General features: G+C 48.3%; 25 protein-coding genes. 15 read left to right on the top strand and 10 right to left on the bottom strand.

Annotation, left to right across the window (positions count from 1 at the left end; genetic code table 11):
• The 3 genes from L0156_18755 to L0156_18745 form a co-directional block, all read left to right on the top strand.
• Positions 1-498 (top strand): extracellular solute-binding protein (locus tag L0156_18755; protein ID MCI0605031.1); only part of this gene is annotated, 498 nt, incomplete at its 5' end.
• Between the two features lie 150 nt (positions 499-648).
• Complete coding sequence (locus L0156_18750) at positions 649-3,612, top strand: PQQ-like beta-propeller repeat protein (GenBank protein ID MCI0605030.1); 2,964 nt, start codon at positions 649-651, stop codon at positions 3,610-3,612.
• 10 nt (positions 3,613-3,622) lie between these two features.
• Complete coding sequence (locus L0156_18745) at positions 3,623-4,621, top strand: tetratricopeptide repeat protein (GenBank protein ID MCI0605029.1); 999 nt, start codon at positions 3,623-3,625, stop codon at positions 4,619-4,621.
• Between the two features lie 49 nt (positions 4,622-4,670).
• On the opposite strand, the gene L0156_18740 is transcribed toward L0156_18745, so the two are convergent.
• From L0156_18740 to L0156_18725, 4 genes are read right to left on the bottom strand one after another with little or no spacing between them, the layout of a single operon-like run.
• Positions 4,671-6,890 carry a hypothetical protein gene (locus L0156_18740; GenBank protein ID MCI0605028.1) on the bottom strand — a complete coding sequence of 740 codons (2,220 nt, stop codon included), beginning with the start codon at positions 6,888-6,890 and terminating at the stop codon, positions 4,671-4,673.
• A 13-nt stretch (positions 6,891-6,903) separates the two neighbouring features.
• Complete coding sequence (locus L0156_18735; protein MCI0605027.1) at positions 6,904-7,785, bottom strand: prepilin-type N-terminal cleavage/methylation domain-containing protein; 882 nt, start codon at positions 7,783-7,785, stop codon at positions 6,904-6,906.
• A gap of 17 nt (positions 7,786-7,802) precedes the next feature.
• A complete protein-coding gene (locus L0156_18730) occupies positions 7,803-8,255 on the bottom strand; it encodes a prepilin-type N-terminal cleavage/methylation domain-containing protein (protein ID MCI0605026.1) in 453 nt (150 codons plus the stop codon).
• Between the two features lie 13 nt (positions 8,256-8,268).
• Complete coding sequence (locus L0156_18725) at positions 8,269-8,781, bottom strand: GspH/FimT family pseudopilin (GenBank protein MCI0605025.1); 513 nt, start codon at positions 8,779-8,781, stop codon at positions 8,269-8,271.
• Between the two features lie 330 nt (positions 8,782-9,111).
• Between L0156_18725 and L0156_18720 the strand changes: the two genes are divergently transcribed.
• Positions 9,112-11,127, top strand: a complete 2,016-nt coding sequence (locus L0156_18720) for a S9 family peptidase (protein ID MCI0605024.1) — start codon at positions 9,112-9,114, stop codon at positions 11,125-11,127.
• Positions 11,128-11,201: 74 nt separating this feature from the next.
• On the opposite strand, the gene L0156_18715 is transcribed toward L0156_18720, so the two are convergent.
• Positions 11,202-11,930, bottom strand: a complete 729-nt coding sequence (locus L0156_18715) for a DUF1326 domain-containing protein (GenBank protein ID MCI0605023.1) — start codon at positions 11,928-11,930, stop codon at positions 11,202-11,204.
• A 162-nt stretch (positions 11,931-12,092) separates the two neighbouring features.
• Between L0156_18715 and L0156_18710 the strand changes: the two genes are divergently transcribed.
• The 9 genes from L0156_18710 (at position 12,093) to L0156_18670 (ending at position 21,367) form a co-directional block, all read left to right on the top strand.
• Positions 12,093-12,653 carry a sigma-70 family RNA polymerase sigma factor gene (locus L0156_18710; protein MCI0605022.1) on the top strand — a complete coding sequence of 187 codons (561 nt, stop codon included), beginning with the start codon at positions 12,093-12,095 and terminating at the stop codon, positions 12,651-12,653.
• Positions 12,650-14,707 carry a protein kinase gene (locus tag L0156_18705; GenBank protein MCI0605021.1) on the top strand — a complete coding sequence of 686 codons (2,058 nt, stop codon included), beginning with the start codon at positions 12,650-12,652 and terminating at the stop codon, positions 14,705-14,707. Before L0156_18710 ends, L0156_18705 begins: the two co-directional genes overlap by 4 nt.
• Before the next feature lie 87 nt (positions 14,708-14,794).
• A complete protein-coding gene (locus L0156_18700) occupies positions 14,795-15,511 on the top strand; it encodes a DUF1326 domain-containing protein (GenBank protein MCI0605020.1) in 717 nt (238 codons plus the stop codon).
• A 132-nt stretch (positions 15,512-15,643) separates the two neighbouring features.
• Positions 15,644-16,120 carry a hypothetical protein gene (locus L0156_18695; GenBank protein ID MCI0605019.1) on the top strand — a complete coding sequence of 159 codons (477 nt, stop codon included), beginning with the start codon at positions 15,644-15,646 and terminating at the stop codon, positions 16,118-16,120.
• Between the two features lie 77 nt (positions 16,121-16,197).
• Entirely contained in the window at positions 16,198-16,395 is a 198-nt protein-coding gene (locus L0156_18690) for a hypothetical protein (GenBank protein ID MCI0605018.1), read from the top strand.
• On the top strand, positions 16,376-16,804 hold the full coding sequence (locus L0156_18685) for a PIN domain-containing protein (protein MCI0605017.1): 429 nt from the start codon (positions 16,376-16,378) through the stop codon (positions 16,802-16,804). The genes L0156_18690 and L0156_18685 overlap by 20 nt, the downstream gene beginning before the upstream one ends.
• 137 nt (positions 16,805-16,941) lie before the next feature.
• The gene (locus L0156_18680) at positions 16,942-18,303 is read left to right on the top strand and encodes an insulinase family protein (protein MCI0605016.1); all 1,362 of its coding nucleotides are present in this window, start codon (positions 16,942-16,944) and stop codon (positions 18,301-18,303) included.
• Complete coding sequence (locus tag L0156_18675) at positions 18,300-19,646, top strand: insulinase family protein (protein ID MCI0605015.1); 1,347 nt, start codon at positions 18,300-18,302, stop codon at positions 19,644-19,646. Before L0156_18680 ends, L0156_18675 begins: the two co-directional genes overlap by 4 nt.
• A gap of 44 nt (positions 19,647-19,690) precedes the next feature.
• Entirely contained in the window at positions 19,691-21,367 is a 1,677-nt protein-coding gene (locus L0156_18670) for a hypothetical protein (protein ID MCI0605014.1), read from the top strand.
• A gap of 23 nt (positions 21,368-21,390) precedes the next feature.
• Here L0156_18670 and L0156_18665 read toward each other — a convergent pair whose 3' ends face one another.
• Genes L0156_18665 through L0156_18655 form a run of 3 tightly spaced genes read right to left on the bottom strand, consistent with a single transcriptional unit; the run spans position 21,391 to position 23,978 of the window.
• Positions 21,391-21,567: an OmpA family protein gene (locus tag L0156_18665; protein ID MCI0605013.1), complete on the bottom strand. Its 177-nt coding sequence runs from the start codon at positions 21,565-21,567 to the stop codon at positions 21,391-21,393.
• A complete protein-coding gene (locus L0156_18660; protein ID MCI0605012.1) occupies positions 21,534-22,736 on the bottom strand; it encodes a hypothetical protein in 1,203 nt (400 codons plus the stop codon). Before L0156_18660 ends, L0156_18665 begins: the two co-directional genes overlap by 34 nt.
• 33 nt (positions 22,737-22,769) lie before the next feature.
• The gene (locus L0156_18655; protein ID MCI0605011.1) at positions 22,770-23,978 is read right to left on the bottom strand and encodes a hypothetical protein; all 1,209 of its coding nucleotides are present in this window, start codon (positions 23,976-23,978) and stop codon (positions 22,770-22,772) included.
• A 108-nt stretch (positions 23,979-24,086) separates the two neighbouring features.
• Here L0156_18655 and L0156_18650 point away from each other — a divergent pair, with 108 nt between their 5' ends.
• On the top strand, positions 24,087-24,731 hold the full coding sequence (locus L0156_18650; GenBank protein MCI0605010.1) for an MBL fold metallo-hydrolase: 645 nt from the start codon (positions 24,087-24,089) through the stop codon (positions 24,729-24,731).
• Between the two features lie 4 nt (positions 24,732-24,735).
• On the opposite strand, the gene L0156_18645 is transcribed toward L0156_18650, so the two are convergent.
• Complete coding sequence (locus L0156_18645; protein MCI0605009.1) at positions 24,736-25,335, bottom strand: TetR/AcrR family transcriptional regulator; 600 nt, start codon at positions 25,333-25,335, stop codon at positions 24,736-24,738.
• An 87-nt stretch (positions 25,336-25,422) separates the two neighbouring features.
• On the opposite strand from L0156_18645, the gene L0156_18640 reads away from it, so the two are divergent.
• Positions 25,423-25,929, top strand: coding sequence for a DinB family protein (locus L0156_18640; GenBank protein MCI0605008.1), 507 nt, complete (start codon positions 25,423-25,425; stop codon positions 25,927-25,929).
• Between the two features lie 11 nt (positions 25,930-25,940).
• On the opposite strand, the gene L0156_18635 is transcribed toward L0156_18640, so the two are convergent.
• A partial coding sequence (locus L0156_18635; GenBank protein MCI0605007.1) for an FtsX-like permease family protein occupies positions 25,941-26,228 on the bottom strand: 288 nt, incomplete at its 5' end.

Below are 26,228 nucleotides of genomic sequence, written 5' to 3'. Positions count from 1 at the left end.
TCCATCAACTCAACCGAACGCGAGATTCTGCTGGAAGCCAGAGATCTTCTGCGTCAGCAAAAACCGCTTTTGCAAGCGTATAACAGCACCAGCTTTGATGAGCTCTTGCTTGCGGGAGATGCGTGGGTGGTGCATGGTTGGAGTGGAAATCTTGCAATGGTTATGGAGCAGGGAAAGGATCTGGATTTTGTCATTCCCAAAGAAGGATCGATCCTGGCTGTTGAAAATTTCTGCATTCCCGCGGCTGCCATTCATCCGGAAGAAGCGCATGCCTTCATTAATTTCATGCTGGATGCAAAGGTAGGAGCGGAGATCACGAACTATTCTTACTACCCGAATACAAATGAAGCAGCTAAGCCGTACATCAAACCGGAGATTTTGAACAATCCAGTTTGTTATCAGGATGATGAAACGCTCTCCCGTTGCGAACTGGTTCGTGATGTTGGACAGGCGGCGCAACTGCTCGACCGCTACTGGACCGAAATCAAGTCGCAGTAAACGATGTAATGCGGACGTCCCGTCTGCGCATTTGCAGGCGTGCCTGCACGACTTTGTATCATTATCTTAGCCATCGAAAAGAGTTGTAAGACTTGGACTTTGTTGATAAGATCGGACGCAACTATTTGATGAAACTTGGAGGGTGAACTCATGTTGAACAAGGAAAATGCTGTACGTCCAAGGACTCCACTACTGTTTTCATTCATTGCGATTGTGTTTCTTCAAGTCTTCACATTTGTAAATCAAAGTGAAGCCGAAAACTGGATGAGGACTTATACAATTGGCATAGATGGTTACGATCAGGCCGAGAGCATGAAACGGACGAGTGACAACGGATTTGTTATCAGTGGTCTTACAAATTCGAATGAACTATTTATCATGAAGTTAGATTCGGCTGGTGCGCTGCAATTGCATAAGACCATTTCTATGGGACCAGGCTCGGGTTTTACAAGGATCGCTCAGACGCTGGACGGAGGATATCTGCTAACTTCCCAAATCCCCAGTGGTTCTTTTCCAATGGTTGCCAAAATCAATAAGGTTGGAGAGATAGCATGGCAGCGCAGATTCAACTTTAACACTGGCAGGATCCATTCCGCCACTGCCACACCTGATGGCGCGTACATCCTTGGGGGCGTGAATAGGTTAAATGACGTCCTCGGAGCATGGATAGTGAAACTCGACGCTGATGGTACGATTCTATGGGAAAAGTTTCTCGAAGGAATTTTATCGATACATACTGGAACCATCGTCGGAACAGTTTTATCTGTGGACGTTACGAATGATGGAAATGTTGTTCTTGTCGGACACCGAGGTAATGGGGGGTGGATTTGTAAGATAACTCTTTCAGGATCTGTTTTGTGGGAACGATCATTCGAGTGGAGCGAGCAGGCAATCGAACTCCCTTTATTAATCGGATCTTCGGACGGAGGTGTCATTGTGGCTGGACAGTTTCAGACTGGTCAGAACCACCTTGACATTGTGATTGCCAAATTGAATTCCTCCGGCGTACTACTTTGGCAGAAGACTCTCGGCGGCAAACAAACAGAGTACGTTAAAGCACTCGATGAAACGCCAGATGGGGGAATTGTATTGGGTGGCACGACAGGATCCTTCGGTGCAATCTCCACTGACCCTTGGTTGGTTAAACTAAGTAGCACCGGAGCTTTCAAATGGTCGAGAATTTTCGCATCGAGCGGTGATCCTGGTGCCATTACTGCGGCAGCCGCCGTTGATAGCGGTGTCGCTATCGCCGGGTCTTTTGGACAACCACCTTTACTGTTTGTTTCCAAAGTAGAAGTTAATGGCGACTCCTGTTTTGCTTCGACAGTGAAACCTACGGTGCGTAATGCTTCATTCGCATTCGGGAGTTTGTCCAACGAATTTGTTAACTTTCCATCGTCGTCTCAAAATAGTACTTTTTCCGCAATTTGTAGTACCGTTACAATCCAGCAATTGTGCGGCCCAGCAGCGGCTACACCGCTGTTGTCAAGCTCAGAGTCCTGCACCACAAATCCTTTGGAATTTGTTTTTCCTCCTGCCGGTACACAAGACCGAAAAGTTCTCATCACGAACTATGGGAGTTCTTTATATCCTGAACCTACATACCAAACTGAGAATGGAAAAATAAACATTGTCTCAAGAGTGACTGACGTAGCGGGTGCAGGCGTCGAAGGGGTCGATGTTTTCTTCCGAATCTTGGATCCGGCAGATGGTTCTCTTTATGTAACAAACGGCCAAGATGGTGATAATAACGGCGGCGATGCCGAGTTTGACGGGCTTGAACATACGCCAGGCATCTGGAAGGCAACCTCCCAGGCTGGTGGATACATCTACATGACTTTGCAACTACCGACCTTTGGAAACAACTCGAGCCAACCCCGATCTTACTCAGGAGACAACTTCAAAATAGAAGCCTCGTTTAATAACCAATTTTCATGTTCGCCCGGTTGTGTTCAGAGTGGGATGCTTACTGCTTGGAAGCGGATATATCTTGAACACGACATGATGTACAGAAAAGGGGGCCTTCTTTTCTATGATTTTGATCCTGCAACATGCGGAAATCTGTGCAATCAAGTGGTACTTTACGATTGGAGTTTTGGACAGTTGCAGGATTGGGATCAAGTAGTCATATTTGACGTAACCGATCCGGTCGGGGAGCTAGCAACGGTCGCTCCGGGGGGAATTACAAACAATGGAAACGGCACGATCACAGTCACTTTTACATCCGACTTGGTGAAGCCGCATTTTGCAAGTAGTCCTCAAATCCTTGGCACAATGCCCGACTTTGCGAACGGACAGTCTGCAGGATTGGGCGTTATCAGTTCCGGGTTCTATGCGGGAGATTTCGGTAATCTCTCTCAAACTTTTGACGATGGCTATGCAGAAGTTCAGCTTTCGAATGACAATTTGCTCCCAACAATGCCTGAAGTCTTTTTTGAAGGCTGCATAATCAATGTTCTACGTTTCCACCAGACATGGTTCTCAAAAAAACAACCAGGTCCTATTACAATTCCAGCTGGATCATCCTGTGGTAATCCAGCGCCAGTCCAATGCGGTGACTGTGGCAATCAAAAACAGAACAACTGGCATATTATTCCTGCTTCATCCGGTGGCAATTATAACGGTTATACGCACAAAGCCTCGGATGATACCTTCATATTTCTTGATACGATTGATGCAAACGTAAGCTACTACTGCACAAATGTGCCATCTGCCTGTGACGGCACTCAGTTGGCAAACCATATTAAGCGGACTACCAATCATGAATTGTCTCACCAATTTGGGGTTAACCAAGCTGGTATTGCTCCTTGCCCGCCGAGTACGGATGGACAAAACTATGGTCATGATGAAAACTTTTCTTGGTGTGGCAATAGTCAAGTCGGAAATTTTGGCAGCTGCCGTCCAGCGTTTCCGCTGTGCGGAAATGAGGAGTGGTGCGTGATGAATCAATTTGTTGATCCGTCAAATATATGGCAATCGTTTTGTCAGCGGACAGATGGAATCGATAGACTTGACTGTAGCGATTTGATAGGAATCGATTGTCCAGGTGTATTTAGAAATTGTGCTGGTAATCCTCCGACCTTCTCAGTTCGTGGAGATAATGATCCAGAGTAAAGAGGTAGAAATGAAAATAGTCATCCCATCACTAATCTTGTTCCTTGGAATTGTGACTTCAGCGTTTGGCCAAATCAATCTTGAAATAAGAATTTCTCCCAAAAGCAAAATCATTCAATGTGAACCTGTAGGAATAAGGGTTACTTGGACGAACGTTGGCAGTCAACCCCTGGAGATCGGACCAAACTTAAAACCAACGCAGAATGCCGCTGTTAGCATTTGGGTAGATGGACAGGAGACACTTAGAATGCCGGCGCCTAATGAAACCACGGGCGATTTTTCGCTCTTAGCGAAGCGGACTATTCTTCCTGGTGAGAGCATTAAAGGAGGAGTAAGTTACCTAGATCTAAACTTGTCGGTCGGAAAGCATACACTGAAGGTTGTCGCAGATTTAGATAGCTTGCGAAATCCGAATTTGAAAGGAAAGGTTGAATCGAATTCTGCAAACCTGACTCTAGAGTTTCCCGAAGGAGAAGACCTGCATGCCTGGCAGAATGCTCAAAAATTTGTTTTAAAGGAAACGTCTTCAGTTGAAAGTGAAAAGGAACAGATTCTGCGCGTTTGTGGAAAGCTTTCTGACTATTCATTCGTGAAATCGTATCCAACCTCGACATATTTAGCTTATGCATTTTTAGACAAATATCCGATTTTCCGTTCTAACTTAAAACCACAGGCTTTTGTCGACCGGGCTCGGGTTCCTGGTTTTGTACGAGGTAGATTCAAAGAGAATCTCCTACCGGATGGGAGCGCGTCATCTGCGTATGTCTGGCAAACAGCAGAGGAGTGGTTACAGGAAGTTGTTGATATAGGTGAGATACTCTTGAAAAAACATGATAATGACCCATATCTCGGTGTAACGCTGCGGATGAATATTGGTCTATCGAACTACATTTTAGGAAGACGCGATTCGGCAAAGAGAATTCTGCAAGAAGCCTTGCGGAAGAATTCCGCTCCAACAGAATCAGAACGGGTGTCACAATTGCTTTTTTACATGGAGCAGAAACCGTAAGGCAGATCCTAGGATTATCTCTTGGAATGACGTCCACATCTTTTGCCTACTATTGAATCACTCGTTGCGCTTCTTCCCACTCCGTCATTTTAACGCTTGAGGTATTCCAGTAATCAGTCGGGTTAGAGCAGTCATAATGGATGTCGAGACTGCCAAAGATCTGGTTCGCATCCAATGTGTTGGTATCATCGCAAGAGGCACGATCTTCTGCGACGATGTAACCGTTCACTCCAATTCCTCCAGGCGTGCGGATCTGTTCATGCATGGCGATTGCGCCTCCATAGCTGGCAAGCGCAGCCGCGCCCGTGGGTGTTCCGTCGCAATCCGTTTCACTGCAATCCAGGTTATTGGTTGATCCGTGAAGATTGATGTCACGGCCTGCGATCAGACTGAATCTGTAAGTCGAAGCATCCGGCGCGGCCGGGGCAAAACGAACATTCCCGCCTGCATCAATTTGACCAAACACAATGAAGGTTACCCTCCAGGTCTGATTCAGATCGATGCTTGCATCATTATCCAAATTAATTTCGCCACCGGAATAGGCCAGCTTACTTATGTTGCCGCTAATATTGAAGTTCCCATGGATCCATATGACCGCATTATAGAGAGGTGAAAAAACCTTATTGCCATCGGCAATGTCCCCATTTGAGATGTAGTAACTGGTGTCGAAGTCTCCCCTTGTATCGAGATTGCCTGTAGTCTCTGGATCATCGACCCCAGGTAAAGGTACAGCTGTACCGCAAGCACCCGCGTTCGAGAAACAGAAATTGCTATGCGCATTCGACCCGCCTGTTGATACGGATTGCGTGTTGCCCGCTGGAACTTGCCAGAAGTCGTTCCTGTTCCAGTTGTTGGAATCTTCGACACCGTTTGCATCTGTGTATTGTGCGTTCGGAATTGTCTCTCCCTGCGCCGTGGAACAAGTACCAGTGCTGAAATTGTTATCTGGATTCATGCCGTAAAACGTGTTGTTTTGAGGGACCACCTGAGCACTACCTGTACAGGAACCCCACGTTGAAGTTGTCGTGTTGAAGCATTGATCGGGATATGTATCACAACCTGGAATGAAGGGACAAGCGAGAACCCTTCCGCAATCATCGAGCCTGATCGTATCGATATTCGCTAAAGAACTATCTCCAATCAGGCGCCATGCCCATTTTGTATTCGATGGGGTATCTCCATAATTTCGATAAGCTTTGTAAATCTGCGTTCGTCCCGTCATCTTCACTATCGCGAAGTATTTTGAATTTCCAGGATCAGTGGCACTTGGGCCGTTACATCGCAGCCACGTAGGAACTGTCGTATTGAGACTGTGGTCAAAAATAGTGTGATCCGGTACGTAAATCTCATCGTAAGGATTGATCACGGGAATATAGATTTCACCAGAAAGTCCCTTGTCCCCGACAATGGTTCCGGAGTTGTATACAAACCCCTCGGTGCCGGTAGCTTCTCCACAGATTTCTAACGTATTAGAAGGATCGCTTCCCCACGTTAGCGTTCCATTCGCATGGCTGCTTCCGCATTCACCGCATACGTCGAGCGAACCATGGAACTCGATGCTGCCGTCTGTACGGATCGCTTTTGCTCCGGTTGGTCCAAAACGCGCAACGAGGTGCCTTTCCGAGGTTCCTCTCGTTGCGAGCGTACTAACTTCAGCGCCGTTATTATCGAGATCAATATAGACAGGATAGAGAGTTCGGACTTCCAATCTCATTCTTTGATCGTTGTCGTTTTTATCAGGAGGGTCCGGTTCATAATTATCAAATAGCTTTGCGTACACGATCGTTCGCACGTTCCCGTCATAATTGCCATCGCCATCTTCATCAACTCCCAGACGAAATACTTCCCACTGAGTGCTCTGGTAGGTGTCCTGTGTCGATGTGGTTTCTTCATTGGCATCCGTGAGGCCGGCTTTCCCCAATCCAGTGTCCATAAATGGCTTAAAGCCCACGTAGTAGTCGGCTCCGGAAGGATTCAAAGCACCATCCAGAATCGTGTCCAGATCAACGGGCCGGAACGCGAGCACATATGTTCTTACTTCACGATTAGCCCACTCCACAACTCCTTCCGCGTCTGAGAGAGCTTTGAAGGAATCCTGTTCATTGATGGAAATCAAATGCTCCGTGTTACTCTGGATGATCAGTGAGAGGGAAATCAGAACGACCACAAGCATCACCATCAGTGTGATGATCAGGGCAGCGCCTTGTTGCTTCCTCTTTAGTATTTTTCGCGCAAAGTTTTTGAAGAAACGTACAATGTATGGCTTCATCTGTTGCTCCTCGCTAAAACTTTCTTTTCCGAACAAGGATTTCGGTTCTGTAATTAGATTCCTGGTATTGGCCCGCGCGATCGGCGCGATCAGTCGCAGTTATATCAACTCGGATTACATCGATGATCGAGAGGTTTAACCCTGACAGAGCCGTCAATGGTACCAGTGGCGTGCTGCTCCCTTTGATAAAATAACGCAGCTTGAATTGCGTTATATTGGTTGCAAATACCTGCCAGTCCGTATCATTTTCTGGATCCGTCTCGGGAGTGTTTGTTAGCCGGGTAGCTCTTTGGATCTGACACTGAGTAAGATCGCTTGTATCGTCACAGATCCCATCATTGTTCGTATCCGGCGTGAATCTGTAAAACACATGCATCGGCGCAAAAAGTTCAATTTCCGCAGCATTGAAATTTCGAGTAGGAGGAGGGACCATGATGACTGTGAGTCCAACGATGTTGTTGCACGTCGAACCGAACCAGTTCCGCCCACGCTCAATAATGAGGAGAGGGTCACCGGTTGCTGGGCAAATCCAGTCAACGTTTGCTACGGCGACAGTAGGATTGGTTATGTTTTCCGTAACCAGAGAGTTTCTGTTTTCAATGTCGCCTCGAAAACCGATGAAGTTAATCCCTGCTTCAAAAATCGCCGGTAACCAGGTTGATTCGGAGCCGTACGCGGTCCCCTCCGGAACTCCAAACGAGATCAGGCGCATTTCGCGCTCCATGGCTTCCATCGCCAGTCTTCCGTTTTCCTGCATGTTGGCGCGTCTTTCGGAATGCAGATAAAGCCATCGTCCGCGATCCAGAAAATAATAGACGGCCAGGACAACCATGGAAAATAGCGTGACACTAACGAGCATTTCTATGAGTGTGAAACCTCTTTGCTGGCAGCTCATGATTTTTTCCCTCTGCATCATTGCGTAATGAAAGTCGTGTAAAGCTGTTTTATGAGTTCGATCCCTTCTTCGGTTGAAGTCTTTAGTGAACCATCGTCATTGTAAACACCAAAACCAACCTCCACTATCACAGCCTTGGAATTGAGCATGGGCGTGTAGTCTGTGACCACCCATTTCACAGAAAAAGTTTCCGTTTTACTTTTGTCAGCTGAACCGGCTGTGTAAAATTCAGGAGTTGCCGGATGAGTTCCATCAGTTAAGTCGCTGCTCGTGATTGGGAGCGACCTGAGTACGTCCATCTTCATCTGAGCGAGGTGATCCATGGTGGTTGTTCTGCCCGCGTTGGTAATCTGTTTGTAGCTGGTTGGAAGCAGTGCCATTGCGCCAAGAATAGCGGCTGTTAGAACGACGATGGCTACCAGGATTTCAATAAGCGTAAAACCATTCTGGGTGCTCTGCTTCGTCTTCATAGTTCCTCCGGAATTACTCAACCTGACTGGAGACAGCGCCGTTAGTCCGAACGTCGATCCTGTAAGTGTCTTCAGTACCTCTGATTCTCACTGTCGTTCCGCCGGCCAGCGTTGCCGCGCCACGAGCGTTGTACGTTACCGAATTGATGCCACCAGATAGGATTGTCAAGCCTTCGGGCAAGGATGTGTCAATGTTCTTAACGATTTCTATGTCTTCATCAAACGCCCCGTTTTTATCGGAATCCATCATCATCACATAAGTGTTCGGTGGACTTCCGGAAGTATTTCTGAAAAGTACTTGATGCATCGTTTTTTTCTTGACTGCTGCGAGTCTTGCAAATCGAAGATTCATTTCAACCTGCCGTGCCGCCGATTGAACGCGGTACTTCTGGAAAGTGTTGTAAAAGGCAGGGAGAGATACAGCCGCGATGATGGCGATTAAGCCGATGATCAGAAGCGCCTCCAGAAGACTGAAGCCTCGCTCTAATAGAGTAGAATGGGCAAAGCGGAATCGCGTATAGTTCATAGTGCACCCTCCAAGTTCCTTACCTCTCTCCCTTCGGGAGCAGTACCTCAGGAAATGGCAGGCACCCTGATGAACCGGGGCCAATAAGTGAGCCTACTGTTCCAAGACGCATGGTACTAGAGCAAGCGGCGTGCCAAAAAAACGCGCTCTCGTAAGTTCAATAAAATCAAGAAGTTAGGTTTAGAGACCTCCTCGTGCTGGCTGAATAACGTGCAGAGCGTGTCCATAAATACCACAAAAATGTTGTATTTTCGTGAATTACGAATAGAAAACGCTACACTATCTGCCACGCTAAACGAGTGTGTTAGTATTTTTACGCGTGAGGATCCTATGACGAAGAAACTATGCTCACTTGTGCTGGCGATGACGTTTGTTTGCGTGCTGTCTGCAGAAAATGAAAAAGAATTCCAGATGATGGACGTATTCGGTTTGGAATACGCATCGGATCCCCAAATCTCACCGGACGGAAGTCAAATTGTTTATGAAAGAAATTTCATGGATGTGATGAAGGATCGAAAACTATCCGCTCTATGGATTCTTCGTAGTGATGGTTCCGGTCACCGGCCACTGACTTCGGGAAACTCGAGTGATTCTTCTCCAAGTTGGTCTCCTGATGGAAAGCGGCTTGTATATGCTTCCAGCGATGGCGCTTCCACGCAGATCTATTTACGCTGGATGGACACCGGACAAACTGCAAAACTTGCTCAGTTAACACAACCGTTCAGCGAGCTATCCTGGTCGCCCGATGGAAAGTGGATCGGTTTCTTCATGCTGGTCCAGGAAAAAAAGGAACAATTTGTGAAAATGCCGGCCAAGCCGGAGGGCGCACATTGGGCTGACGATGCAAAAGTCATTGACAAAATGATCTACCGGTCTGATGGCGCAGGCTATTTGAAACCGGGATACTGGCATCTATTTGTTCTTCCTTCTGAAGGCGGAACTCCCAGGCAGTTGTCCACGGGTTTATTCGATCATAACGGCAGAATCACATGGACACTTGACTCCAAATTCATTCTTTTTTCAGCGAATCGAAACGCAGACTGGGAATATGATCCGCAGAATTCTGAAATCTACGAGCTTTCCTTGCAAACTGGAAACATCAAAGCGCTCACATCCAGAAAAGGACCGGATCAATCTCCCGCTCTCTCACCGGATGGCAGTAAGATCGCTTACATAGGTTATGAAGATCGTTTTCAGTTTTATCAGGTGACCCGGCTCTTTGTCATGAACCGCGACGGCAGCGGTTCGCGGGTGCTTACATCGAAATTGGACCGCGATGTATTCAATCCTGTATGGAACCAGGACGGCAAAGCAATCTTATTCCAGTACGATGATCAAGGTGACACCAGAATCGCGGAAGTTACATTGAACTCCGAAATTCGTACACTCGCTCAAAATGTTGGGGGCACTTCACTGGACCGTCCTTATTCGGGCGGATCTTTTTCCGTTGCAAAGAACGGAGCCTTTGCATACACATATTCACAACCCCAGCGCCCTGCGGATGTCGCCGTGACAAAAGCAACTTTGACGAATCTGAATGAAGATTTGCTTCCGTACAAACAACTCGCATCCATCGAAGAGATATGGTACGAGTCTTCAAAGGATGGCAGGAAGATTCAAGGGTGGATCGCAAAACCACCCGGGTTCGATCCTTCCAAGAAATATCCATTGATTGTAGAAATTCATGGAGGTCCGGTTGCGAATTACGGACCGCGGTTTGCGGCAGATATTCAGTTGTATGCTGCTGCAGGTTATTTTGTGTTTTACGCCAATCCTCGCGGAAGCGACAGTTACGGTGAAGAGTTTGGGAACCTAATACACCATAACTATCCCGGTGACGATTTTTACGATTTGATGTCCGGCGTGGATGCGGTGCTTGCGAAAGGTTATGCGGATCCGCAAAACCTGTTTGTAACAGGAGGAAGCGGGGGTGGCGTCCTGACCGCGTGGCTTGTAGGGCGCACCGATCGTTTTCGCGCTGCCGCTTCGGCCAAACCGGTGATCAACTGGTATAGCTTTGTTCTCACTGCAGATATGACGAACTTCTTTTACAAGTACTGGTTTCCTGGACTTCCCTGGGACCATAGTGAACACTACATGAAACGGTCACCTCTTGCTCTCGTTGGAAACGTGAAAACACCAACCATGGTGATTACGGGAGAAGCGGACTATCGTACGCCGATTTCAGAGTCGGAGCAGTACTATCAAGCGTTGAAGCTCCGGAAAGTGGATACGCTTCTGGTTCGGATTCCCGGAGCTTCGCATGATATTGCTGCGCGTCCCAGCCAACTCATTGCAAAAGTTGCGCACATTCTGGCATGGTTCGAGAAGTACAGGCAAAAGTAAAACGGAGCACAGGCTTCCAGCCTGCATTACTGGCCGCGGGCATCCTGCCCCGGCAGTCCTAATTACAAAGTGGATCAGTGACCCGCTGCAGATCCTCCTGCAACATCCTTTGAATTCATATCGACCGTGATCATGAATCCGTTTGTGCCTTTGTATTCGAAAGCTTTCGGCCCGACGCGATAGGTTTCGATTTCATTTGGCATCAATACAAATCCATCATTTCTTGGTGCGCCAAAATATTTCAGGTTGTGCACCACAACCGGCTCATTTGTCATTCCAGGAAAGCGTTTCAGACGGATTTCCGCGGTCTTGCCGCCGTCCAGTGTCGCGACAGCCATATCCCTGTTGAATTCCCATTTGTCGATCACACCTTCTGCAGTTTCAAAAGAGTTCCACTGAACGGGGAAAAGTTTTTTGTAGATAAACAGAATCGCATCGCGTTGTTCTTTTGTCATCGATTTGTCAAACGTAAGGATTGTCCAGTCCATTTTGCCTTGCGAGAAATCCCCACCCAGATCATCCGTGAGCCAGAATTTCAATCCATCTAATTTGAGCGCGCCATAATGTCCTTTATTCACTTTGTAGGCAAGATTCGCCTTGCAAAAGTGCTTCTTCTCGCCATGGTGATCATGTGCGGCGGGTTGTGTATTGAAGTAACACTGGCAGAACATGGGACAGCTGCAAGCTTCAATGGCTGTGGCGTTGATGCTCCATTCAGGGGCCGTGGAGGGTTCTCCGGCGGCAGAAACATACAGCGACAGCACAACGATTCCCATAAAAACCGGCAACAAAATCTTTTTCATTTTCCTCTCCTTGAGACTCTCTCTCATTCGTTTACGCGTAATTAGTTGAAGGAAGGGCTCATTCGTAGGGGCGACCCTTGTGGTCGCCCTTGAAAGGGCAGGTACAAGACCCCTACTTTTGGGCATGCGGCAAGTTGTACAATAATTACTATCGAATCGACTATGGATCTTTCAGGGAAAGAGGTTACGCAGCTTCTCAACCTCTGGAGCACGGGAGATGCTCAAGCGCTCGAAAAGCTGATCCCGCTCGTTTACAGCGAGCTTCGGCGAATTGCCGGACGGCATTTGCGCAGTGAACGGCAGAATCACACGCTGCAGATCACTGCGCTTGTGCATGAAGCTTACCTTCGTCTTGCACAGCAGGATGTTCAGTGGCAGAGTCGCGGTCATTTCTATGCAATTGCCGCGCAGGCGATGAGACGGATCCTGATTGACTATGCCCGGAACCAGCACGCGCAGAAAAGAGGCGGTGTGCAAGAACGAGTTTTGTTTGATGACACAATGACTTTCAGCGAACAGGACCGGATTTTGCTGCTGGCTTTGGATGAAGCGGTGGCAAAACTTTCAAGAATGGATCCGCGGCAGGGAAGGATTGTTGAGATGCGCTTTTTTGGGGAGTTCACGATCGATGAAATCGCCGAGTTGATGGACATCTCCAAAGCCACCGTAAAACGAGAATGGACCGTAGCCAAAGCGTGGTTGCATCGTGAGATGACTCGATGAATCAGGAACAGTGGCAGCAGATCAAGGATCTATTCGATTCTGTTCAGCAGGATCCTGCCCTGCGGGATCATTTGCTGGATGAAGCATGCGCCAACGATCCTGCATTACGCTCTGAGATTCTCAGTCTGCTCTCGTCTCAATCTGATTCGGACAGCTTCTTTGACACGCTGGAAGGGATTCGCGAACGCGCGCTCGAAGATGCATTCGGCTTCCTGCGTCCCGGCGACACTCTGGTTCACTACCGGATCCTTCAAAAGATTGGCGAAGGAGGCATGGGACAGGTCTATAAAGCAGAGGACCTCAAGCTTAAACGGACGGTCGCTTTGAAAGTATTGTGCTCTGATTCGGCGCAACAAGAAGATACGAGACAGCGTCTCCTTCGCGAAGCGCGCACCGCTGCGACCTTGCATCATCCCAATGTGGTCACGGTTTTCTCAATCGAAGAAAGCAATGATTCAGATTTTATAGTGATGGAATACGTCGAAGGGGAAACGCTAAAAAAGAAATTGGAGAATGGGCCGCTTTCATTGAATCAGCTGAGCAATCTCGCTTTGCAAGTTTGTGAAGCACTGCAGGCGGCGCACTCCATAGGCCTGATTCATCGCGACATCAAACCCGAAAATATCTTGCTGAATTCCCAGGAAAAGGTGAAGGTCGTCGATTTCGGACTGGCCAAAAAGATAGTTGCGGGAGAAAAAGAGCTGACGGGACCGGGAATCATTGCCGGGACCGTGTGTTATATGTCGCCCGAGCAGGTGAATGGCCAGCCTCTCGATCAGCAATCCGACATTTTCTCTCTGGGTTCTGTCCTTTATCATGCGGCGACCTCCAAACTGCCTTTCGAAGGGGCAAATCTGCTGGCCACAATGCACGCGATCAATTCCGCAGATCCGGTGGCTCCCAGCATCTTGCGTCACGATCTTCCTCCGGAATTCGACCGAATTCTTTTTCACGCGCTCGCGAAATCGAAAGGAATCAGATATGCTTCGGTTCAAGAATTAGCCGACGATTTCCGAACGCTTTGTGAGGATAGGCTGCCGGCTTCCTACCGGTTCATTTTATTTCTCGAAATGATCGATCCTGTTCTGCGGGCTGCTGTTCTCGGACAGACAGAATGGCAGAAAGTGAGTGGGAATTTTCACCAGACAACAACGCAAAAGTTGCGCGATTTTCAAGGAGATCAGGTGGCATGGGACAACAGCGGGCTGCTTGCGCGTTTTGAGAATTCAGGCCGCGCTTTTTCCTGCGCCTCCTTATTGCTGAAAGCCGCCGCTGATCTGAAGTTACCGGCCCGCGCAGCGCTCCATACCGGCTCAGGAAACGGTGACGAACTCGCGTTAAAAACAAGCGCTCGAATTTGCAAATTGGGTGAACCCGGCGAGGTACTGTGTTCCAACGAGTTCCGAAAAGCATCTCACGACAGTGCAATCGCATTTCGTGATCGCGGAAGTCATGTTCTGGAACAGTCAAAACAGCCGGTGCGCATCTTTGCTGTGGCCGAAGCGAACACTCTTTCGAGGGAGCAGACGGCGGCTTTAGCCGGTAGATTCAAACCCATGAACCGCCGGATGTACATCCTTGCTACAGTATTAGTACTAGTGCTTGCGGGGTTGTTTTTGATGCGTTCCCCCGAGTCTCCTCCGCGCATATCTTCGGTGGCGGTGCTTCCGTTTACCAGCGCGAGTGTGAATCCCAACGTGCAGTACGTCAGCGATGCAATCACTGACAATCTGATTGCTCAACTGTCACAAATCCCCGGTTTAAAGGTGATGGCGCGCGGAACAGTGTTTTCTTATAAAGGAAGGGAAGTCGATCCAAGGACAGTGGGCCGCGACCTCAAGGTCGATGCGGTCGTAACAGGATCTATTTTTCAGCAGGGAGAAATGCTCATTATTTATGCGGATCTTGTCCGGGTAACTGATGGCACTGTGATCTGGGGCGAGGAATACATGAGAAAGCTCTCCGAGTTGCTCGTGTTGCAGCAGGAGATCTCGAAGCGGATCTCGCAGCAGCTGCGATTGAAGTTTGATAACAAAACTTACCATGAGGAATAAATCGTTGCAGCCAAGTAGCGCGGACGTCTCGTCTGCGGACCCGTGCAGGCGGGACGCCCGCACCACTTTGCTTACGGAAGGAGAATCATGAAGAAATACATTGCACTTTTATTTGTCATCGCGATTCCTATTTCATTTTTGCATGCGCAAAAAAGCGATCCAAAGACAGGTTGGAGCATGAATGCCACAGCCATCGAAGCATGCAGCTGCCCGCTATTTTGCCAGTGCTATTTCAATACAAAACCTGCCGGCCATGCGGAACATGGAAACATCAAACACTTTTGCCGTACTAACATGGCATACCGGATCAACCGCGGGCAATATGGTTCGGTTCAGCTCGATGGGATCAAGTTCTGGATTGCGGCGGACGTCGGAAGCGATTTCTCAACAGGTGAAATGGAGTGGTCCATTCTTACCTTCGATAAAAGGACGACGCCAAAACAGCGGGAGGGGATTCAACTCATCGTTTCCAGCTTGTTTCCCGTAAAGTGGAAGTCCTTTCGAACAGCAGAAGGAACGATCAACAGCTGGTCATACAGTAAGGATTTCGCCTATGCTTCACTCGATGGAGGAAAAACCGGTGAAATCAAATTGAAGCGCTTTCCGGGTATGACCTCGGATCCAGTCAAAGTAACCAACCTGAAATACTGGGCGGCGCCGCGCAACGAAGGTTTCCTGTTAATGCAAAATGAAGTCGAAGCATACCGCGTAGGGCCGAACGCTTTTGAATTCAAAGGAACAAGCGGTTTTGTGATTACGATCGACATGAAATCCAGGGACTTTGCCCGCGCCACCGGAAGTTAACTCTCCTCAGGCTATCCATTTCGTTATGGATCTCCAACGATGAGATAGCTCCGAACTTTTCTTTTCCTTCTATACAGCTGGTCAAGTGGACGGCACAAACTTTGCCGGGATTGGCGGCAACGGAGGAGAGAAATGAAATACGTGATGATTGTGTGCTTTCTGATTTTTGTGGATTGCCTTGCCGCCGCAGAAGAAGTACCGGAGCTCAGAAACCCATATGGATATGTTTTTGGGGGACTCACCCTCCCTTCTGAAGAGCTCTTTCTGACTTTAAATTCAGGAGTGGGTTTTGAGTACCTGTTTTACAAAGGTTTGGGAATTAATAGCGAAATTTCCTTCCTTGCGCCTCTGGAAGATTTAACTTTTGGCATAGGTCTGTTCAGTGTCAACGGGTCTTATCATTTCGGTGAAGGCGAATCGACCCCATTCCTCACAGCCGGTTACTCGTTGATTTTCCGGGAGGGATACGCAAATCTTTTCAATATCGGTGGTGGTTTCCAACGCCGTTTGAAATCCGGACATGCCCTGCGGCTGGAATTTCGCGATCATATTATGCAGAATTACCGTACCTTTCATTTTTTAAGTTTCCGTGTGGGCTGGACTTTTTAACTGACAGGAACTGGTTTATCCCGGAGACTTGATAATGTGTATAAATCGTACTAATATACACATCCGAAGCTACACAAATGAAAATGAGGAAGCAGTTCATTTTGGACCAGAACAAAATCCGGACGGTCAGAAGGATCTTGAATGCACGCACCGATACTGAGGCTGTAGATAATGCACTCAACGAGGTGATCGCGAACAGCAAGATCGACAAACTTCTCCGTACGGTTCGAGGGAAGGGCAAGATAAAGGATGTTTATGGGAGAGTCGCCGGTTAAGGTTCTACTCGATACCTCAATTTACATCCCTCACATTAACGATGGCGTCACGCATCCCAATCTTGCTATCAAATCGGGAAGGCCACTCGTGTACATGAGCGCTGTCGTAATGCAGGAACTGTATACGGGAGCGTTGGATCCGGTCACTTCCAAGCTGCTTGATCGACTTTATCGGACGTTCAAGACGATAGGACGCCTTGTTACGCCGTTATCCGGTGACTGGAGATATGCCGGGAAAGTGATTTCAAAAATGGGAGCAAAATATGGTTTCGAAAACTTGTTCCTCTCCCGTCTATTGAATGATGCCCTGATCGCTCTTACCGCTCGTCGTATCGGAGCGTTTGTCGTTACAGCAAACACGAAAGATTTCCTGAAACTTAAGGAATTTGTAAACTTTAAGCTCGATTGAACGTCCTAATATAGATTCGACTTGTTCCCCAAAATTGGCGGTTGACAGCATCTCAGGGCCGGATCGTTTCTTGTGGTGCCCAATTTGTCATCAGCGTGTTAAACTTTTGGATTCCTATCTCAAAAAACGGTGGAAGAATGAGAGTATTCAGAGTCATTGTTTTCCTTTTGATTGGCTGCTGCGTCGCGGCTGCTGAAAAACCGGCAACCTCTTATCAGGTACCGGTCGACTATTACAAACTGAAGAACGGACTGAAAGTGGTTCTTTCTGAAGATCACACGGCGCCCACGGTTACTGTGGCGGTCTATTACAACATCGGATTCCGGATTGAACCGAAGGACCGGACCGGTTTTGCGCATCTCTTCGAACACATGATGTTTCAAGGTTCGCAAAACCTGGGCAAGATGGAATTTATCGGTCTCGTTCAAAAGAATGGCGGAATCTTGAATGGTTCCACGCGATTCGATTTCACGAATTATTTCGAAGTGCTTCCTTCGCACAAGCTGGAAACGGCGCTCTGGGCAGAAGCGGACCGCATGAAAGGACTGGCCATCACCCAGGAGAATCTCACGAACCAGCAGGGCGTGGTAAAGAATGAAGTGAAGGTGAACGTACTGAACCAGCCTTACGGGGGTTTTCCCTGGTTATCCATGCCGCAGCATGCGAATCAGAACTGGTACAACGCGCACAATTTCTATGGCGACCTGGAAGATCTCGACGCGACAAACTTAAATGACGTGCAGTCTTTTTTCAAAACCTACTATGCGCCAAACAATGCTGCGCTTATCCTTGTGGGTGATTTTCAACCCGCTGAGGCAAAAAAGTGGATTGAAAAATATTTTACCGGGATTCCTTCCGCTCAAGTTCCGCCAATACCCGATTTAAAGGAGCCTCCGCAGAAAGAGCAGAAGAAAGTGGAACTTCAGGACAAGCTCATCAACAAGCCGGCAATCGCGTTTGCTTACCATATGCCGGAACGCAACACTCCGGAGTACTACGCGATGGGTTTGCTCGATCAGCTCCTGATCCAGGGAGGGGACAGCAAATTGCATCAATCGCTCGTTCAGACTAAAGGTTACGCGGGTGAAGTGAGCGGCGGCATCAACTATCTGGGGAATATGTTCAATTACAAGGGGCCGATGCTCTGGATGGGCGATCTGATTCATGATGAAACTGTAACACCGGATGCGATTATTGCAGAAGTCGATCAGGTGATTGAAAAGCTGAATCAAGGAATCACACAGCAAGAGCGAGATCTCGCACTGGTCAAACTTCGTTCCCAGCTCTACAGCACCATGGATCAATTTTTTGGTTTCGGCCGGGCGGATCTTCTCGCTTCGTTTGCCCTCTTCGATGATCAACCGGCCAGGATCAATACTCTGGAAAAGGAATTTGCGAAGGTGACACCCGAGCTCCTTCAAAAAACAGCGCAAAAGTATCTAACGGCGGCGAATCGCACGGTCCTGATTCTTCAACCTGCCAAGGCGGATTCAAAATGAAAAGGTTAATATTTTCGATTCTTTTTTTGTTTTTGATTTCAGTACTTCCGCTTTTTGCGGAGAAAGAAACGCCACCGGAAGGGGGTCGTCCGAAGGATTTTAATATTCCTGAGAAGAAGTCGAAATCGCTGGCCAACGGCCTTGAAGCAGTGCTGGTTTCTTATGGTCAGGCTCCCAAGGTTACTGTGACCGCTATTGTCAAAACGGGGAATTTGCATGAAGGTCCACAGGAAGTATGGCTTGCGGATCTCACAGCGGACATGATGCGGGAAGGCGCTGCCGGTATGAATTTTCAGGCCATCGCCAACAAAGTTGCGGCGATGGGAGGAGAACTAACGGTATCCGTATCACGAACCGAAGCGGTGGTAGGCACAACCGTTCTTTCCGAGTTTGCCGGGCAAGCTATCCAGCTGGTCGCCGATGTGCTGACACGCCCGACATTTCCGGAGTCGGAGCTCGCAAGATTGAAGAATGATCTAAAGCGGCAACTGAATGTTCAAAAGAGCGTGCCGCAGAATCAGGCGAGTGAGAAGTTTTCAGCGCTGCTCTATCCGGATCAACCTTACGGCAGAATGTTTCCTACCGAACAGATCCTGGATTCATTTGACATTGCAAAGGTAAAAGCTTTTTACGATTCGAATTTTGGAGCGCGCCGGACAAAGGTTTATGTTGTCGGAAAGTTTGCTCATGAACCTGCGGTAAATGCGATCGAAGAAGCTTTCGGAAAGTGGAGGGAAGGTCCTGCAGTGAACTATCCGGTAGCGAAACCATCTTTTGCAAAGCAAAACGGAACAATCGAACGTGAGGGCGCGCCTCAGACCACGATTTTACTCGGCTTACCGGTGATTGCTCCTTCTGATCCCGACTATATTGCTCTGCGGGTCGCGAATGCGCTTCTGGCCGGCTCCTTTGGTTCGCGGATTACGTCAAACATTCGCGAAAACAAAGGTTACACCTACTCGCCTTCGGGTGTTCTCCAGGCTGGTCTTGGTACGGCAGTATGGTATGAGCTCGCCGATGTTACATCGGAACACACGGCCGCTGCGCTCAAAGAGATTCACAAAGAGATTGAACGGCTGCAGAACGAACCACCGTCTGTACAAGAGTTGTTGGGGATTCAAAATTATGTTGCCGGAGTTTTTGTGCTCCAAAATTCTTCCCCTTCCGGCATCATCAATCAGTTGCACTTTCAGGATCTTCACGGTTTGCCGGCTGACTACCTCACAACTTATGTGAAAAAAGTTTATGCAGTCACGCCTGAGAAAGTGCAGCAACTGGTGAAAAGTCATATCAAAGCGGATCAAATGACGCTGGTGATGGTAGGCGACAAGAAATATTTGTAATGGTTTTTCTTGGCGGCTTAGCGTCTTTGCGTTAAACTGCAGCCATGCTTCATTTTTTCATAACATCGATCCTGCTACTGATGCTCGCTGGATCTCTCTTTGCGCAGGCGGATCCACATGCGGCATGCGCTGATGCTCCGGTGTACGTTCCGGCCGGACTTTTGGAACGCGACGTGCCTTTGCGGAGCGGCATCGGCAATTCCAGCGAGAAAGTCACCACATCATCCGAAAAAGCGCAAAAGTATTACGATCAGGGGTTGAACTACCTGGAGTCCTATGTGTGGATTGAAGCGTCGCGTTCGTTTCACGAAGCTATTCGTCTGGATCCCAATCTTGCTATGGCGTATGTAGGATTGAGCCGTGTTCATTCAGGGTTAAATGATCCGGATGGCGCAAAGCGCTTTTTGGAAAAAGCTAAAACGTTTGAGTCAACCATCTGTGATCGCGAGCGCCGGCGAATAGCCATTCGCGCAAAACAGCTGTTTGCTTTGGATGCTCTGGAAGATCCAGCGAAACACGCGGACTACAAGAAGGAAATCGATAGCGCTCTCGCCTTTGATTTCAACGATCCGCAGCTCTGGTTGCTTCGAGCGAATGCAGAAGAGCCGAATGCATCGGGAAGGGGGCAGCGTGGCACTTCCTCTTCTATTGCGTTCTACGAGATGGTATTGAAACTCATGCCGGATCATGCCTCCGCTCATCATTATCTTGTGCACTCTTACGAAACAATTAACCGGATTGACAAAGCTCTCGAACACGGTGAGAAGTACGCGCATCTCTCTCCTTCGATTCCACATGCTGTTCATATGTGGGCGCACGATTTGCGGCGGGTAGGCCGCATTGACGAAGCGATTGTTCAATTCAAAAAAGCAGATTCACTGGAGCGCGCTTACTATCAGGAAGAAAAAATCGATCCTTCCAAGGACTGGCATCACGGTCACAACCTCGATCTACTGGCTCAATGCTACCAGCACAAAGGACAAATGAAACTTGCGGAGCAAACGATGCGTGATTCATGGTCGCTTGAGGCGATCGATGGAACAAGAGCTTTCGCAATGAGAGAGCTGCCAAATTTTCTGATTCATCAAGGGCGTTATGACGAAGCCCTGAGTGAATCACGCAGGCTCACTGAAATGCCTTTTGCTCCCGCCCGTGCTGTAGGCCACGCTCTCATGGGACAAGCTCTGATCAGGCTCAAACGGTTGGACAAAGCGACTGAGGCGCTTCAGCATGCGGAAAAAGAACTAGAGTCGATTCCGAAAATTACTGCGGGAATCTTGCCGAACCGGTTCGCACTTCAACCCTGGGTCGATACGCTGCGTGGTGAGCTGCTGTTAACGAACGGCAAACAACGTGAAGGTCGCATTCTTCTGGAAAAGGTGCAGCGTACGATGCGCGCAATTCCGGGTGCTGATGCATGGTCACAAACTTTGTTTCAGCTGGAATCCATCGCGCATAACGCGCGTGAAACCGGCAACTGGGAACTCGCAGAGTTTACTGCACAACAAATGCTCGATCATGACTCCGCTTACGGGGGCAGTCATCTTGCCATGGCATTCGTTCGCCAACACCAGGGGCGCGATTCCGATGCTGCTGAAGCGCTCGAGCAAGCAAAGAGATTATGGAAGGATGCCGATCCTGATTTTCTGAAAAATATAGCGACTAAAGTCGCTACTACGAGCCCAGGTAAAACAAATTCGTCGTCCTACGCGGGCTGGTAGTATCGACTTCAATCGCTATTGCATTACTGTTGCTTCACGAGTTCCACGCGGCGATTTTGAGCCCGTCCTTGGTCGGTGTCATTTTTTGCAATCGGTTTCGTTTCCCCGAATCCGTCGGTAGTCAGCCGCGCCGCATCAATCTTGAAGTTGCTGACAAGGTAAGCTTTTACACTTTCCGCCCGCTTCTTGGAGAGCTCCAGATTGTAAGCAGGTTTCCAACATTGTCCGTGTGCCCTTCGATTTTCAATTTCAACGCGCCGTCCTCTTGCAGTAATCCGCCTACCTCTCTTAAGACCGGCTCGGATTCAGGTTTGATCGTTGCTTGATTGAAATCGAACTGTACTCCATACAGTGTCAGTTTCCCTGTTTCTGCAATTGCGGTGGCCATCGCCTTCGAATCGAGACTTCCTCCAACCTTGAATGTGACGGATGTGATCTCAACTCCATCACTGTCTGTGCTGTTCATTCGAAAATCGTAGGATCCATTTTCCGGCGGAGCCACAAAACGCAATACTCCTGAACTTTTCTTCTCCAGATATTGCCACTGGATATCATGTTGGTCGTTCACCTCTTCCTTTCCGTGCGGCACATTGGAGGGAATCATTCCAATCCAGGCCCTGGGTGAAAGGGCTTCGGGCGCCGTAAATTCAACGTCAATTTCCTCGCCGGGAGCAAAAGCATCTTTTTTGAGCTTTAGCGTCCCTTCGAGTTTCACACTCCCAACCTGAAACGTTGCGGAACCAATTTCCGTCCCGCCGGAGTCGGCGTCATGCAAGCGAAAATCATAGCTGCCCGCTTTTTCGGGCGCGTGGAACTTCAGCGAAGCCGATTTTTTCCCCTCTACGTACTGATAGTCCACGTCATGTTGATCATTGACGTCCGATTTTCCGTGAGGAACGTTTGAGGGAATCACGCCGAGCCATGCGCTCTTGGGCAACTCCAGATCGGTAGTGAAGGTAACCGTGATTTCCTCACCCGGAGTAAAGGTGCCCTTATTCAGTTTAATTGAAGCTTTGTAATCAACCGCCTGCACTTGAAAAGTCGCGGAGGCAAGCTCGGCTCCGTCATAATTCATTCTAATATCGTAGGAGCCCGGTTGTAGCGGAGCAGCCAGCTCTACGGATCCACTTGCTTGAGGGATGTACGCATAGTTCACATCGTGCGTGTCATTTTCAGATTCTTTTCCGTGGGCAACATTCGAGGGAATGATGCCGAGCCAGGCAGAATTCAATGGAGGTCGGCCTGTTGAGTAGCTAATGACAATTGTCTCGCCCGGGAGGAAACTCGTTTTATTCAAAGATACTTTGCTTTCACACCAGGCGAGCAACGGAATGAAGAGAAATAAAATTCCCCAAAAACGTAATTTCATTTAGAAACCTCCTGGTTTTTCCTATTATACCGATCAAGGAGCGAAAAAATATTCCAGCATTTCCGCGGCCATTCGGCGCCACTGACTGAAACTGTGGCCTTCGTGTGTATAAACAACTTTCGTTTTCAAACGCACGCTGTTGAAATATTTCTCCATAGTGAGGGTATCGCTATGGATATATCCTTCGTAGGTGCCGGCGCTTAACCAGAGTTTCAGTTTCGGATCGGGCCGCTTTTGCCCGCTGAAATAGGGCTCATAGAAATGTGGTGGACCGGTTAAGGAGGGGGAGAGCATTGCAAGGTTTCGAAATAGATCCGGTCGCTGCAATCCCACATATAAAGTGATCGATGCGCCCGCGGAGCTTCCGGCGTGAACTCGATCGTCAGGAGAGGCCCGTGTGGAATAGTGACTGTCGATGTAATGAACAACTTTCTCCAGATAGGCCAGATATTGAGGGTTGAAGTAATACCAGGTTCTTCGATCTTCGGCCGAATCGATCATTACCGCTATGGCCGGTTCGATTCGATGGTCTGCGATGAGGCCATCCAGAGTCGCCGGTATTCGGATGAATTTGATCGCCGCGCTTCCATCGGCCGTATAGAGAACCCGGTATTTTTTCGAACCATCATAACCGGGAGGAAGATAAATCGTGACTTTTGGTCGTGCCCATTCTTCTTCGATCACAATGAGTTTTCCTTGCGAAATGTTTTTCCCGTTTTCGAATTCTGTCGAAGCAGAATCGGGCATCACGAGTTGGGACGCTATTGCAACAGGTTCGTTCTGCGAAGCGGGCGCGATTCCGCTTTCAATGACTCGAGGATTCAGTGGATCCGTAATGTACTTTCCGTCCACAAGGAATTTGTAATCCAACCGCGCATCCTTTTCGAACCTAAGTCTCTTGTAAAACAGAGGAGTGGCTTGTTCAGCGCTTGACATCGCTTCCCCTTTCTCATCCCAGTAAACGTTATAAAAATTGCGAGTACGAAAATCACCGACCAGTCGCACCTCTTTTTCGTTCCCGTTTCCGAAGTAGATAAACAGGACATTTCCATCTTGTTCAATCAATGGAAACCCACCGCGTGACTGTTGCCATTTTACGAAGGATTGAACCAATTCTGCGCGTTCAGTGGCAGCGACACGTTCATATTGGGAAAGAAAGTCGTCGAAACTCTGGAACTTCTCACCAAAGCAGAGGGAATAGATAAGAAGGAGGAGTACGATCAACTTTCGCATTTTTCCCATTCAGATTCTATACTTCTCGTGCCTCAAATCTACCAGCGTGTACCTCGGTCAGGCGATTTCGTACCAATTTTATCGCGTGCCACTGCCAATGATGCAAGAATTCAATCAATGATTCTGATTCTGGTAGCGTCTCTGGTATTCTCCGTTCCTGAGGATCCGGCACAACTGGAGATGCGCTTTCTGGGAAATGAAGCTTTCGAAATAACGGATGGAACCACGACAATCCTGTCTGACTTCCCCTACGAATCCGGGGCCTTTGGGTACATGACCTATGATCCAAAACTACTGAATGCACGCAAGAACGCCTACTGTCTGATTACACATCAACACCAAGATCACTTCGATGCCTCATTGCACTCCCGAATCGGATGCAAAGTTCTTGGCCCTCCGGATGTCATGCAACAAGTTGCAAAGCAATCCCGGGTTAACTGGGAGAAACATCTTGCGCGAGTTGATGATGTGAATATTAGAGCCATTCCCTCTACCCACGGTAAGGTGGATCATTATTCCTACAGAGTCGAATGGAAAAACAAAAGTTTTTACTTTGTCGGCGATACAGATGATCCCGCAACTTTACTGTCGCAACCGAAACTCGATGTGCTGTTTATCACTCCGTGGTTGTTGGAGAAGATCCCGGAGGAGAAGTTGAAGACTCTTGCAAACACAGTTGTGATTTATCATCACGCCGCAAAAGAAGAGATTAACTGCTCCAACTGTATTTTGCCAAAACAGGGGCAAACAATCCGGTTTTGAATCATCATCTCCGTGCGGATCGCCGCAAAGAGTGTAAGTAGTTCATAGCGTGGGCAACAGAATTTTCAAACGGGGCAGACTCCCGTTTGATTTTTGAAACGAGCAATCCACCCTGCATAACCGTAAAACAGAAATCTGCAAGAGATTCTGGATCCGCATCGGTAGGGAGTTCGCGTTTACCTTTCATGAGCGAGAAAAAATCTGTAAGGGATCGCTTTGTAAATTCGAAAATCAAACGGCAATCCTGACGTAACAACTCCTGCTCTCCAGACAGATCGGTTCCGATCGTTGCTACTGGACAGTTTCGTGAGAGTCGCATCGATTTCTGCGAATCAATGAAGAAGGAAAACCATTTCTCAAGATCTTCCCAGGATTCGATTCGCTTGATTACTGGAATGTCTTCCGACTTCAACTTCTCGTAGAAGCTGACCAACACTGCATGAATGAGCCCTTCTTTGTTCTTGAAGTAATGATAGAACTGACTCTTCCCGGTTGCAGATGCTTCCAGAACTTGATCCACGGTTGTCGCGTGGATTCCACGCTGGTGAAACAGTTGAAGAGCTGCACCCACCATGCGTTGTTTCGTATTGAGCGACGCCTTCATGATGGCATTGTACCATAAAGTACAATGCATATTGACAAATTATCAGTTGTTGTTGTACTATCTGGTACAGTTGAAGGAGGAAATAAAATGACAGACAGCATTCAAAGCATGATTCATGAACTGGAACAAGAAGCGATTTCAACCCGGCGGCTTTTATCACTCGTACCGGAGGAGAGGTTGAAGTGGGCTCCGCATCCGAAGTCCATGTCCCTGGGTCAACTCGCATTACACGTAGCGTCTCTTCCCGGATCCATATCCAATTTGCTTATGATGGATGGTTTTGACGCATTGAAAGCGCAGTTTGACCCGCCTCATCCTGAATCAAAGGAGCAAATTCTTTCTGTTCTCGAAGCAGGACTGGTAGGCGCGAAACAGGTCCTGGGAGATTGGGATCATCAGAAGGCAACTTCCCCCTGGCGTCTCACGAAGGGTGAGGAAGAAGTTTTTACGATACCTCGTAGCGGTGTTGCCAGAAGTATTTTGTTGAATCACTGGTACCATCATCGCGGACAACTCACTGTCTATCTGCGATTGCTGGATGTTCCTTTACCCGTGACTTACGGAAGAAGCGCAGACGAAGATCCATTTGCTTGATGTGCCATCATTTACTCATTTCTCAAAGCGGCCAGTGGATCCACTTTCATTGCTTTGCGTCCCGGCAAAAAGCAGGCGAGTGTGACCGTACTTAACAGAACACAGATCACAACCGCAAAAGTAACCGGATCTTTTGAAGTAACTCCAAACAGCAAAGACTGCAGTACCCGCGTGAGGGCGATTGCGCATCCAGTGCCGAGTACAATTCCGAGCACCGCCAGGGAAAGTCCTCTTTTCATGATCAACATCAAAATGGATGCCGGCTCCGCGCCAAGAGCCAAACGCACACCGATTTCCGG

Source organism: bacterium (assembly GCA_022616075.1).
Lineage (GTDB): Bacteria > Acidobacteriota > HRBIN11 > JAKEFK01 > JAKEFK01 > JAKEFK01.
Note: the sequence above shows the minus strand (reverse complement) of the source record. Positions and strands in the feature narration are given on the sequence as shown.